This window comes from Amycolatopsis sp. NPDC049691, from assembly GCF_040675005.1.
Taxonomy (GTDB): domain Bacteria; phylum Actinomycetota; class Actinomycetes; order Mycobacteriales; family Pseudonocardiaceae; genus Amycolatopsis.
In genome coordinates, this window is the sequence record NZ_JBFANX010000015.1 from 154861 (window position 1) to 167226 (window position 12366).

The 12366-nt window shown below is 70.4% G+C and carries 9 protein-coding genes; 8 read left to right on the forward strand and 1 reads right to left on the reverse strand.

Annotation, left to right across the window (positions count from 1 at the left end):
- The first annotated feature begins 11 nt into the window (after positions 1-11).
- Both AB0J40_RS30625 and AB0J40_RS30630 read left to right on the forward strand, forming a co-directional pair.
- The gene (locus AB0J40_RS30625; protein WP_364459601.1) at positions 12-1166 is read left to right on the forward strand and encodes an AAA family ATPase; all 1155 of its coding nucleotides are present in this window, start codon (positions 12-14) and stop codon (positions 1164-1166) included.
- Positions 1167-1253: 87 nt separating this feature from the next.
- Positions 1254-1610, forward strand: a complete 357-nt coding sequence (locus tag AB0J40_RS30630; protein WP_364459604.1) for a hypothetical protein — start codon at positions 1254-1256, stop codon at positions 1608-1610.
- A 3-nt stretch (positions 1611-1613) separates the two neighbouring features.
- Here AB0J40_RS30630 and AB0J40_RS30635 read toward each other — a convergent pair whose 3' ends face one another.
- Entirely contained in the window at positions 1614-2612 is a 999-nt protein-coding gene (locus tag AB0J40_RS30635) for a LacI family DNA-binding transcriptional regulator (RefSeq protein ID WP_364459607.1), read from the reverse strand.
- Positions 2613-2766: 154 nt separating this feature from the next.
- Between AB0J40_RS30635 and AB0J40_RS30640 the strand changes: the two genes are divergently transcribed.
- The 6 genes from AB0J40_RS30640 (at position 2767) to AB0J40_RS30665 (ending at position 12363) form a co-directional block, all read left to right on the forward strand.
- The gene (locus tag AB0J40_RS30640; protein ID WP_364459610.1) at positions 2767-3843 is read left to right on the forward strand and encodes an ABC transporter substrate-binding protein; all 1077 of its coding nucleotides are present in this window, start codon (positions 2767-2769) and stop codon (positions 3841-3843) included.
- Positions 3843-5399 carry a sugar ABC transporter ATP-binding protein gene (locus AB0J40_RS30645; protein WP_364459613.1) on the forward strand — a complete coding sequence of 519 codons (1557 nt, stop codon included), beginning with the start codon at positions 3843-3845 and terminating at the stop codon, positions 5397-5399. Before AB0J40_RS30640 ends, AB0J40_RS30645 begins: the two co-directional genes overlap by 1 nt.
- Positions 5392-6354, forward strand: coding sequence for an ABC transporter permease (locus AB0J40_RS30650; protein WP_364459616.1), 963 nt, complete (start codon positions 5392-5394; stop codon positions 6352-6354). The genes AB0J40_RS30645 and AB0J40_RS30650 overlap by 8 nt, the downstream gene beginning before the upstream one ends.
- Positions 6351-7325: an ABC transporter permease gene (locus tag AB0J40_RS30655; protein WP_364459619.1), complete on the forward strand. Its 975-nt coding sequence runs from the start codon at positions 6351-6353 to the stop codon at positions 7323-7325. The genes AB0J40_RS30650 and AB0J40_RS30655 overlap by 4 nt, the downstream gene beginning before the upstream one ends.
- Positions 7326-7367: 42 nt before the next feature.
- A complete protein-coding gene (locus AB0J40_RS30660; RefSeq protein WP_364459622.1) occupies positions 7368-9866 on the forward strand; it encodes a LamG-like jellyroll fold domain-containing protein in 2499 nt (832 codons plus the stop codon).
- A gap of 130 nt (positions 9867-9996) precedes the next feature.
- Positions 9997-12363, forward strand: a complete 2367-nt coding sequence (locus AB0J40_RS30665; RefSeq protein ID WP_364459624.1) for a DNRLRE domain-containing protein — start codon at positions 9997-9999, stop codon at positions 12361-12363.
- The last annotated feature ends 3 nt before the right edge of the window (positions 12364-12366 follow it).

A 12366-nucleotide genomic window follows, 5' to 3' on the forward strand; every position in this document is an offset into this window, starting at 1 on the left:
AGGTTCGGGGCATGCTGACCACGCTGGCCGTCGAGAACTACCGCTCGCTGCGCGACCTGGTCCTGCCGCTGTCCGGGCTGACGGTGGTGACGGGGCCGAACGGCAGCGGCAAGTCGAGCCTTTACCGCGCACTGCGGCTGCTGGCGGACGCGTCCCGCAACGGCGCGGTGGCGGCACTGGCCCGCGAAGGCGGCTTGCCGTCGACGTTGTGGGCGGCCCCGGAGAACGGCTCACGCCCGGGCGCGCGGGTCCAGGGCACAGTGCGCACGAAGGCGGTCGGCCTCCGGCTGGGGTTCGCGGGCGACGAGTTCGGCTACGCGCTCGACCTGGGCCTGCCGGTACCGGTCCGGGAGACGATGTTCAACCTGGACCCGGAGTTCAAGCGCGAGGCGGTGTGGGCGGGGCCGGTTCTGCGACCGGCGGCCCTGCTGGCCGACCGCGCGGGCCCGGCGGTGCGCACGAGGGTGGCATCCGGCGGCTGGGGTCCGGAGACGTTCCAGATCCGGCTGTCCGACAGCATGCTGAGCGAGTTCGCGGACCCGCGGGCGTGCCCGGAGCTGCTGGTGGTCCGCGAGAGCATCAGGTCATGGAGGTTCTACGACCACTTCCGCACGGACGCGACGGCCCCGGCCCGCCAGTCCCGGGTGGGAACAAGAACGTTCGTGCTGTCCCACGACGGCGCGGACCTGGCATCGGCCCTGCAGACGATCATCGAGATCGGCCGAGCGGCGGAGCTGGCCGCGATCGTGGACGCGGCGTTCCCGGGCTCGCGGGTATCGGTGGAGTCGAGGGAGGAAGTGCTGTCGGTCCGCTTCCACCAGCACGGGCTGTTGAGGCCGTTGTCGGCGGCGGAGCTGTCGGACGGGACATTGAGGTTCCTGCTGTGGGTGGCGGCGCTGCTGACACCGCGCCGCCCGGAGCTGCTGGTTTTGAATGAGCCGGAGACATCACTGCACCCGGACTTGCTGCCGGCGTTGGCGGCGTTGATCGCGACGGCGGCGAAGGAGATGCAGTTGGTGGTGGTGTCACACGCGTCTTCGCTGATCCGGGCGTTGTCGGAGGTGGCCGAGGTCGGCGAGGTGGAGCTGGAGAAGGAGAACGGGGAGACGAGGCTGGTGGGCCAGGGGAGGTTGGACCGGCCGAGCTGGCATTGGCCGAAGCGCTGACCCGGCCCGGGTCCAACGGCCCTGGTGGTTTTGCGGCTCCAGGCGGATCGTGGGTACATCATCCGCCGCGCCCCGAAAGTTCCGATCATGCGTCGCTGCACCATCGCCGGGATACTGGCCGCCGCCGCGCTGGCCGGCGGCTGCACGGCCGCGCCCTCCGCGCAGACCCCGCAGCCGGTCCCCACCACCGTCACCGCCGAGCCGGTCACCGTCACCGTCACCGAGACCGCCACCGTGACGAGCGTGGTCACGACGACCACCACCGCGCCCGCGCGCAAGGCCACGCCCACCCGCCCCCGGACCGAGGACTGCCAGACCGGGAGCTGCCTGAACGCCGCCCGCGGGCTGACACAGGAACAGGTCCTCCGTGAGCGGGACGCCTGGCTCGCCACCCACCCCGGCTGGTGCGCGGCCGGCGAAACCGGCGCCGTCGCGCCCTGCTGAGGGTTACCCGCTCGTGCTCTCGCGGATCTCCAGCGCGAACGGCGTCTGGATGTCCTGCGGTGGCAAGCCCTTGTCCCCCGTGATGCGCCGGTGCACCAGATCGATCGCCGCCTCGGCCAGTGCTGTCTTGTCCGGGGCGATCGTTGTCAGCGACGGCAACGAAAACGCGCTCTCCTCGTTGTTGTCGAACCCCACGATCGCCACGTCCTCCGGCACCCTCAGCCCCAGCTCCGCGACCGCCCTCAACGCGCCGATCGCCAGCAGGTCGTTGAAGCAGAACACCGCGTCCGGCGGCGATGGCAACGCCAGCAGCGATCGCATCGCCGCCGCCCCCACCGATCGGTGCCACTTCTCCGCCGGTGCCACCAAACTGTCCGAATAGGACAATCCCGCCGCGACAAGGCCGGCCCGGTAGCCGGCCAGACGCTGGGAAGACGTCCCACGGGCCGGGTTGCGCCCGATCGCCGCTATCCGGGTCCGACCTAGCGAGGCCAAGTGCGACACCGCCGTCTGCGCCGCCAGCACGTTGTCGATCGCCACATGGTCGATCGGCACGTCGACCGCGTGCTCGCCCAGCATCACCAGCGGGATCTCTCCCGGTGACGGGAAGTCCGCCGCCTCCAGGGCTTCCGGGTGCACCAGCGCCCCGTCCACCAGGTGCGGCCCCAGCGACGACAGCGTCTCGCGCTCCCGTGAGCGCGTCCCCTGCGTCTGCTCGATCAGGACGCTCCAGCCGCGCTTCTGCGCCGCCGTGATGACCAGGCCGGCCAGCTCGCCGAAGTACGGGATCGACAGCTCCGGCACCATCAGCGCCAGGAACCCCGTGCGCCCGCGGCGCAGGTTGCGCGCCCCGACGTTGGGCCGGTAGCCCGTCGCCGCCAGCGCCTCCTCGACCCGCCGGCGGTTCTCCGGCTTGACGAAGGCATAGCCGTTCACCACGTTCGACACCGTCTTCACCGACACTCCGGCGAGCGTGGCGACGTCCTTGAGCGTCACGGTCACGGGCGGCTCCTTCGAGATAGTGAGCACGAAGTGTAGCGAGGATTTGCCGGTTTACAACGTTGTTCCAACGATGTAAAAAGTACCTCAAGGCTCCCGCGGTGACTCCGATCACCCCGGTGAGCGGGCCACCACCGTCGCTGCCCGAGGAGTCACCGTGCCTCTGTCCACCCGCCCCCTCCTGGTCCTGGCCACCGCGGCCGCCACCGCGCTGACCCTCTCCTCCTGCACCAGCAGGGAAGAGACCCCGGCCGCCCCCTCCAGCGGTGGCGGCCCCGCCGCCAGCGCCCAGTCCGTCGCGCCGAGCGCCGACGGCTGCACCATCGACAAAACCGGTTACCCCAAGGTCGACCTCAAGACCGCGGTGGTCGGTTTCTCACAGTCCGAAAAGGAAGCCAACCCCTTCCGGATCGCCGAGACGCAGTCCATCAAGGACGAAGCCGCGAAGCTCGGCATCGCGAGCGACAAGCTGCTCGTCACCAACGCCCAGAGCGACCTCAACCGGCAGATCAGCGACATCAAGTCGCTGCTCGACCGGGGTGCCCAGCTGCTCATCGTCGCGCCGCTGAACTCCGACGGCCTCCAGCCCGCCCTCGACGCGGCGAAGGCCAAGAAGGTCCCGGTCGTCACCATCGACCGCAAGGTGACGTCGCAGCCCTGCACCGACTACCTGACCTTCATCGGCTCGAACTTCGTCGAGCAGGGCAAGCGCGCCGCGCAGGCGATGGCCAAGGCCACCGGCGGCACCGGCAAGGTCGCGATCCTGCTCGGCTCGTCCGGCAACAACGTGACGACCGACCGCACCAAGGGCTTCAAGGACGAGCTCGCGAAGACCGCCGGCCTGAGCGTCGTCGCCGAGCAGACGGGTGAATTCGACCGGTCCAAGGGCCAGGCCGTGATGGAGCAGCTCATCCAGAGCCACCCGGACATCACCGCCGTCTACGCCGAAAACGACGAAATGGGCGTCGGTGCGGTCAACGCGCTGAAGACGGCCGGCAAGACGCCGGGCAAGGACGTCAAAGTCGTCTCGATCGACGGCACCCGCAACGCCGTGCAGCTGATCGCCGACGGCAGCTACAACGCCGTGATCGAGTCGAACCCGCGCTTCGGCCCGCTGGCCTTCCAGACGCTGCAGAAGTTCGAGAGCGGCGAGGCCATCCCGGCCAGCATCGTGATCACCGACGACCAGTACGACGAGACCAACGCGGCCCAGAAGGTCGGGAACGCGTACTGATGACGGCAGCCACCGAAGAGGACGTCGCCATGACGACCGCACCGGTGCTCGAGGTGGCCGGGGTGACCAAACGGTTCCCCGGCACCCTTGCCCTCGACGACGTGAGCTTCGCGCTGCGACCCGGCGAGGTGCACGCGCTGGTCGGCGAGAACGGCGCCGGCAAGTCCACGCTGATCAAGGTGCTCACCGGCGTGTACCAGCCCGACGAGGGCGAGGTGCGCCACCTCGGCGCCCCCGTCACCTTCAAGCGGCCGATCGACGCGCAGCGCGCCGGGATCTCCACGATCTACCAGGAGGTCAACCTCGTCCCGCTGATGAGCATCGCCGGCAACGTCTTCCTCGGCCGCGAACCGCGCACGAAGGCCGGTCTCGTCGACTGGTCGAAGATGTACGCCGACGCCCGCGAGCTCCTCAAGGGCTACGGCATCACCGACGACGTCAAGCGCCCGCTGCACACCCTGGGCGTCGGCGCGCAGCAGATGGTCGCGCTCGCCCGCGCGGTCTCGACCGACGCGAAGGTCGTCATCATGGACGAACCGACGTCGTCGCTCGAGCCACGCGAGGTCGAGACGCTCTTCGAGGTGCTGAACAGGCTGCACGCCGAGGGCATCGCGATCGTCTACGTCAGCCACCGGATGGACGAGCTGTACCGGGTCTGCGAAAGCGTCACCGTGCTGCGCGACGGCCGGGTCGTCCACAGTGGACCGTTGAAGGACCTGCCGCGCATCGAGCTGGTGAGCAAGATGCTCGGCCGGGAGATCAAGCAGATCCGCGAGGAAGGCGTCACGGCGTTCGGCGAGGAACACGACGTCGAACGCGAACCGCTGCTCAAGGCCGAAGGGCTGTCCGGCATGCGGAGGCTGCACGACGTCTCGGTGAGCATCCGGCCCGGCGAGGTCGTCGGCCTCGCCGGCCTGCTCGGCTCCGGCCGCAGCGAGACGGCGCGCGCCATCGTCGGCGCCTTCCCCCTCGACGGCGGAAGTGTCCTGCTGGCCGGGAAACCGCTCAAGAAAGGCAAGATCAAGGCCGCCATGCGGGCCGGGATCGCGCTGCTGGCCGAGGACCGCAAGACCGACGGGATCATCCCGAACCTGTCGGTCCGCGAGAACATCGTGCTCGCCGCGCTGCCGACGCTCTCGCCGTTCGGCCTGGTCAGCAAGGCCAAGCAGGACAAGATCGTCAAGATCTTCATGGAGCGCCTGCGGATCAAGGCGGCCAGTCCCGAGCAGAAGGTGTCGGAGCTGTCCGGCGGCAACCAGCAGAAGGTGCTGCTCGCCCGCTGGCTGGCCACCGGCCCGAAGATCCTGCTCCTGGACGAGCCGACGCGCGGCATCGACGTCGGCGCCAAGGCCGAAGTCCAGGCGCTGATCGACGAACTCGCGCAGGAAGGGCTCGGCGTGCTGCTCATCTCGTCCGAACTGGAAGAGCTGATCGACGGCTCCGACCGCGTGGTCGTGCTGCGCGACGGCTCGGTGGTCGGCGAGCTGACCGGCGACCGGATCACCGAGGAGAACGTCCTGACCGCCATCGCAGCCGAGGGTGACAACGATGTCTAGCGCCACCCTGACGAAAACCCCCGACCGCGCGAAAGTCACGGCGTGGCTGCAGAACTACGGCGTCTACCTGGCCGTCGTCGTGCTGCTGCTGTTCAACGTCGTGTTCACCGAGAACTTCCTGTCCGCGGCCAACTTCCGCACCCAGCTGGTGCAGGCGGCGCCGGTCTGCATCGTCGCGCTCGGCATGGCGCTGGTGATCGGCACCGAGGGCATCGACCTCTCGGTCGGCTCGGTGATGTCGATCGCCGCCGCGCTCATCCCGCTCTACCTGGGCGCCGGTCCGCTGATGGCGATCATCGTCGCCGTCGTCGCGGGCGTGGTCTCCGGCCTGTTCAGCGGCTACCTGGTGGCCTACCTCGGGATCCAGCCGATCATCGCGACCCTCGCGTTGCTCGTCGGCGGACGGGGGCTAGCGCTGGTCATCGCCCACGGCCAGCTCGTCCAGCTGCACAACCAGGACTTCCTGGAGCTGGGCACCGGCGACTTCCTGGGCGTGCCGATCATGGTCATCGTCGCGGGCGTGCTCGCGGTGCTGGCCGGGCTGGTCGTCCAGCGCACGACGTTCGGCCGCCACCTGGTCGCCGTCGGTGGCAACCGCGCCGCGAGCACCCTGGCCGGCCTGCCGGTGAAGCGCGTGCTCATCAGCGTCTACGTCATCTCCGGGGCGCTGGCCGCGGTGGCCGGCGTGCTGGCGACGTCGAGGCTGGCCGCCAGCGACCCGAGCGACGTCGGCCTGCTGATGGAACTGTCCGCGATCACCGCGGTCGTCGTCGGCGGCACCCCGCTGACCGGCGGCCGGGTCCGCGTGCTCGGCACCGTGTTCGGCGCGCTGCTCATGCAGCTCGTCCAAGCGACCCTGATCAAGCACAACCTGCCGGACTCGACCGCGCAGATGGTCCAGGCGGCCATCATCGTCGTCGCGGTCTACGTCGCGCGTGAGCGGAGCAGCAAATGACCGCGACCCAGACCCAGGCCCGCAACGCGGCGTTCGCTGGCGTCCTGCAGCGCCAGGGCGCGGCCGTCGTGCTCGTGCTCGGCATCGCCGCGTCGTGGTTCGCGTTCCCGCACTTCGGCACCGCGGACAACCTGCGCAACCTGGTGCTGCAGGGGTCGTTCCTCGCGGTGATCGCACTCGGCATGACGTTCGTGATCATCTCCGGCGGCATCGACCTGTCGGTCGGGTCGAACTACGCGCTCGGCGGCGTCCTCGCCGCGTACGGCGCGCAGTACGGCCTGGTCGTCGCGATCCTCTTGCCACTGGCCGTGTGTTCGCTGATCGGGCTGGTCAACGGCCTGCTCATCGCCCGCACCGGGATGGCGCCGTTCATCGTGACCCTGGCGTCGCTGCTGTTCGCCCGAGGACTCCTGCTGGCGCTGACGTCCGAAGGCGCGACGACGTACAAAGTGGACCCGGGCTCGGCGTTCCTCTGGCTCGGCCAGGGCACGATCTTCGGCATCGGCGTCCCGGTCTACCTGACGCTGGTCCTCTTCGCGCTCGGCGGGCTCCTCCTGCGCCGCACGCGGTTCGGCCAGTCGGTGTTCGCCATCGGCGGCGCCGAGAACTCCGCGCTGCTGATGGGCCTTCCGGTGGCCCGCACCAAGATCAGCCTCTACACGCTCAGCGGCGCGCTCGCCGGGTTCGCCGGCGTCCTCACCGCCGCGTACCTGCAGTCCGGCGTCACGGTCATCGGCGTCGGCACCGAACTGGACGCGATCTCGGTCGTCGTCATCGGCGGCACGCTGCTCACCGGTGGCGCCGGGACGATCGTCGGCACGCTCGTCGGCGTGCTGCTGCGCACGCTGATCCAGAACGTCATCAACCAGATCGGCACCCTCGACTCCAACTACCAGACGGTGGTGAGCGGGGCCTTCCTGCTCGTCGTCGTGGTGATCCAGCGCCTGCTGGCGCGCTCCCGAACCCAGTAGAAGTTCGACGCTGACCCCTGTCCCCTACCAGGAGGTTCAACGATGTTCCGCCCTGCCCGAAAAACCCGGAGATGGCTCACCGCGGCCGCCGCGTTCGCGGTCGCGGTGGCCGGCCTCGGCACCGTTCCCGCCGCCGCCGCGGCCGACACCCCGCAGTGGCAGCGGCTGACCCCGCCGCTGTCCACGCCGTGGACCAAGGACGTCTCCCCTGCCAACGCCCTCCCCGACTACCCCCGCCCCCAGCTGACCCGCGACAAGTGGCAGAACCTCAACGGCGTCTGGGAGTTCGCCAAGGCGAACCCGGGTGAGGCCGCGCCGATCGGGAAGACGCTCGGCGAACGGATCCTCGTGCCGTACCCGGTCGAGTCCGCGCTGTCCGGGATCATGCGCCACGAAACGAACATGTGGTACCGCCGCACGTTCGAGGTCCCGAAGACCTGGCAGGTCGGCCGCGGCCAGCGCCTGCTCCTGCACTTCCAGGCCGTCGACTACGACGCCACCGTGATCGTCAACGGCAGGACCGTCGCCCGCCACACCGGCGGCTACGACGCGTGGTCCGTCGACGTCACCGACGCCCTCACCACGGCCAAGGCCCAGGAGCTCGTCGTCGGCGTCGCCGACCCGAACGACCAGGGCGGGCAGCCGATCGGCAAGCAGCGCCAGCCCGGCGACGGCATCTTCTACACGCCGACCTCCGGCATCTGGCAGACCGTGTGGATGGAGCCGGTGGCGCCCGCGCACATCGACCGCCTGGACGTGACGCCCGACGTCGCGAGCGGGTCGGTCACGGTCAACGCCGTGGTCGGCGGCCCGGTGCGCCAGCGCGTCGAAGCCGTCGCCTACGACCACGGCCGCCCGGTCGGGCGCGTGTCCGGCGACGCGAACAAACCGTTGAAGCTCAAGGTGGACCGGCCGCACCTGTGGTCGCCGGACGACCCGTTCCTCTACGACCTGCGCGTGCGGCTCGTGCCCTCGGGCGACGAGGTCGGCTCGTACTTCGGCATCCGGTCGATCAGCGTCGGCAAGACCGCCGACGGCAAGGAGCGGATGCTGCTCAACGGCAAGTTCGTCATGCAGGTCGGCCCGCTCGACCAGGGCTTCTGGCCGGACGGCATCTACACCGCGCCGACCGACGCGGCCCTGAAGTTCGACCTGGAGCAGGAGAAGGCGCTCGGCTTCAACATGGTGCGCAAGCACATCAAGGTCGAGCCGGACCGCTGGTACTACTACGCCGACAAGCTCGGGCTCATGGTCTGGCAGGACATGCCGGCGATGAAGGACGACGTCGAGCCGTCGGCGGCTTCGCGCGTCAACTACGAGTCCGAGATGAAGCGGATGATCGACCAGCACCGCAGCTTCCCGTCGATCGTCACCTGGGTGCCGTTCAACGAGGGCTGGGGCGACTACGAAGTCGGCCGGATCGCCGACGAGGTCAAGTCCTGGGACCCGTCTCGGCTGGTGAACGCGGAATCCGGCGTCAACTGCTGCCGGTCCGAACCGGACAGCGGCAAGGGCGACATCTACGACGACCACACCTACACCGGGCCCGGGACGCCGATGCAGACCGGGACGCGCGCGGCGGTCGACGGCGAGTACGGCGGCCTCGGCCTCAAGGTCGCCGGCCACGAGTTCGATGCGGCGGGCAGCTTCGCCTACGAGATGGAGCCCGACAGCGCGACGCTGACCCGGCGCTACGGCGAGCTGCAGCAGCGCCTGCTGCTGGTCGCCCAGCGGTGCGGCGTCTCGGCCGGCGTCTACACGCAGACCACCGACGTCGAGAAGGAGGTCAACGGCTTCTTCACCTACGACCGGCAGGTGAAGAAGATGGACTTCGCGGCGGTCCGCGCGGCGAACCTCGCGGTCATCAAGGGCGCCACCGGCGCTCCGGTGTCCGGGCCCTCGGTGCCGCAGGGCACGCCGGGCATCGACGGCATCGCGGCGTACCCGTTCGACGAGAACACCGGCACGGTGGCCGCGGACAGCGTCGGCGACCACGACGCCACGCTCGTCGGCGGCGCGTCCTGGACCGCGGGCAAGAGCGGTTCGGCGCTGGCGGTGAACGGGTCGGGCCAGTACGCCGACACGGGCGCCGCGCTGGTGAACACCGAAGGCAGCTACAGCGCGGCTGCGTGGGTGAAGTTCAACGCCGTCGGCGACGGCTTCCAGACGATCGTCAGCCAGGACGGCCCGAGCAACAGCGCGTTCTTCCTGCAGTACTCGGGGCAGGACCACCGGCTGGCGATGAGCTTCGTCGGCACGCGGGCCCTGGCGCCCGTGGCCCCGGAAGCGAACCGCTGGTACCACGTGGTCGGCGTCCGCGACGCGGCTTCGGGCACGCTGAAGCTGTACGTCGACGGCCAGCTGGCCGCGACGAAGAGCGTCTGCCTCGGCGACGCGTCGACGGGCAACACGGTGATCGGCCGCGGCAAGTACGGCGGCAACCCGGTCGACTTCCTCAACGGAGCCGTCGACCAGGTCCACGTCTACGACCGGGCCCTGTCCGACGCCGACGTGAGCGCGCTGTACGCCAGCGGCAAGTAACCGTTTGTCCGGAATGGCCGCATCGGGTGCTCCCGGTGCGGCCATTCCGCGTTTTCGTGCCGAAAACGGCGTAACGACAACGAAAGCAGCGTCGATACGGGACTGAACCGAACTTCTTGGGGGAGGCCCGATGGGCTCGAAGGTCCGGGCAGCGGCCGTGTGCGCCGCCGTCTCCGCACTGGTCGCCACCGGCGCGACCGTGCTCACCGCGGCGCCGGCCGCCGCTTCGACGATCACCGAAAGCACCGCCGGCTCGTGGGCGTACATCGACTCGGCCGCGCCGGGCACCAGCTTCACGAACCCCGCGGGCGACCTCCCCGTGGGCGCGCACACCTACGCGAACGGCGTCAGCCACGTCTCGAAGGCCTACGTGACGTTCGACCTCTCGGCCCTGCGCGGGAACCGGCTGGAGCGGGCGGGGGTGTCCGTCGACGAGACCGCCGTCGCCGACTGCTCGACGCCCCGGGCGACCCAGCTGTGGCTGACCGAGCCGGCGAAGAAGCCGACGTGGAACAGCCAGCCCGCCGAGCTGGTCCAGGCGGGCGGGCCGATCATCGACACGTCGTGCCCGGCCCGCGGGGTGTTCTGGAACGCGACCGCGGCCCTGCAGAGCGCGCTCGACGCCGGGCAGAAGACCGCGACCCTGGCCATCCGGCTCCCGGACGACCAGCAGAACGACCCGAAGTTCGGCCGGGCCTACAACCCGCACGCCACGCTGAGCATCACCTACAACCGGGCGCCCTCGAAGCCGGCTCAGCTCACCGTGAACACGCACGCCTGCGGCACCAAGCCGGTCGTCGCCGGTGCCGGTTCGACCACCCTCGGCGCCGCGGTCACCGACCCCGACGGCGACTTCGGCACGGCCGAGTGGGCGCTGTGGCCGGTCGACCACCCCGAGCAGCGCGTGACGATCCAGAACTCCTTCACCGGGGACGGCGTCTCGCTCGACGTGCAGGGCCGGCTGGCCGACGCCACGACGTACGCGTGGCAGGTCCGCGCGCTCGACCGCACCGACGCGGGACCGTGGAGCGCCGTCTGCAAGCTGACCACCGACTTCGTCCGGCCGGACAAGGCGCCGGTGGTGACCTCCGCGGACTACTACGACGTCGGCCTCGGCACGGGCGGGACGGGCATCCCCGGCTCGTTCACCTTCACCGCCAACGGCGTCGCGGACGTCGTCGGCTACTACTACGGCCTCTTCGACACCCCCGGTTCGTACGTCCCGGCCACGCGCAAGGGCGGTCCGGCCACGGTGACCGTGGTGCCCCAGCAGAGCGGCCCGCAGTACCTGTCGGTGTGGAGCGTCGACGCCGCGGGCGCCCGCTCCGACCGCACCGACTACCGCTTCTGGGTGGCGTCGAACGAGCCCGGCGTCACCTGCACACCGTGGGACGCCTACGTCGGCGAAGCACGCCAGTGCACGTTCACCCCGAACGGGCCGTCCCCGGCGGCCGCGTACGTCTACCACCTCGGCCAGGACGACGACCGGACCGTGCCCGCCGGGCCGGACGGCACCGCGACGGTCACCGTCGTGCCGACCGACTACCAGCAGCCGTACCCGGAGCTCACGGTGCGGGCGAAGCTGGCGAACGGCTACGTGACGGGCCCGTCGACCACGTCGTTCTCGGTCGAGGCAGGCGAACCCGAGATCACCCCGCTCACCGCGAACCCCGTGCAGGGCCGCCCCGCGCAGTTCCGGGTCCACGCCACGCTGCCGGGGGCGGCATCGGTGACCTACCGCTGGCAGGACCAGGAGTGGGCCACCGCGCCGGTCGACGAGAACGGCGACGCGACCGTGACCGTCACGCCGGCGACCGCGTCCTGGGGCGCGTTCATCGCACACAACACCACCGCGGCGGGGATCCGCTCCGCCGACGCCTGGGTGAACCTCGACGTGGCCTCGAACCAGCCCGCCGTCACGAGCGCCGAGTACCCCGCGAACGACGCGGGCGGCGCGGTGGGCACCCCGGGGACGTTCGTGTTCTCCTCGCCCGTGGCGGGCGCGGTGAGCTACAGCTATGAGTTCGACGGCGGGCCGTCCGGCATGGTCTCGGCGGGCTCGTCCGGCACCGCTTCCGTGGTGTTCACCCCGACCCGGCGCTACCCGAACTCGGTCCGGGTGACCACGACGTTCGCCGACGGAGTGGTGTCGGCGGCGACCGTGTACACGTTCACCGCCAAGTCCGCGGCGCCCACCGTGACCTGCGACACCGGCGCCGACTCGGTCCGGCCCGGACAGCACATCCAGTGTTCGGTGCAACCGCTGCAGGCGAACCCGGCGAGCTACGGCTACGCGATCGGGTCCGGCGCCGAGACGGCGGTGCCCGCGTCCGCGGACGGCACCGCCTCGTTCGGCTTCGAGGTGCCGGCCGACCAGCCGAACGCCGCGTACCTGACGCTGCGGACGTGGAGCGTGAACGCGGCGGGCGTCCGGTCGGACGAAACCACCACCCTGTTCTACGTGTGGACCGTGCCGGGGTCCGCGCGCGCGGTTTGACCT

Coding starts and splice junctions, on each gene's coding strand:
- AB0J40_RS30665 (WP_364459624.1), top strand. CDS start 9,997: ATGGGCTCGAAGGTCCGGGCAGCGGCCGTGTGCGCCGCCGTCTCCGCA.
- AB0J40_RS30625 (WP_364459601.1), top strand. CDS start 12: ATGCTGACCACGCTGGCCGTCGAGAACTACCGCTCGCTGCGCGACCTG.
- AB0J40_RS30655 (WP_364459619.1), top strand. CDS start 6,351: ATGACCGCGACCCAGACCCAGGCCCGCAACGCGGCGTTCGCTGGCGTC.
- AB0J40_RS30650 (WP_364459616.1), top strand. CDS start 5,392: ATGTCTAGCGCCACCCTGACGAAAACCCCCGACCGCGCGAAAGTCACG.
- AB0J40_RS30630 (WP_364459604.1), top strand. CDS start 1,254: ATGCGTCGCTGCACCATCGCCGGGATACTGGCCGCCGCCGCGCTGGCC.
- AB0J40_RS30645 (WP_364459613.1), top strand. CDS start 3,843: ATGACGGCAGCCACCGAAGAGGACGTCGCCATGACGACCGCACCGGTG.
- AB0J40_RS30660 (WP_364459622.1), top strand. CDS start 7,368: ATGTTCCGCCCTGCCCGAAAAACCCGGAGATGGCTCACCGCGGCCGCC.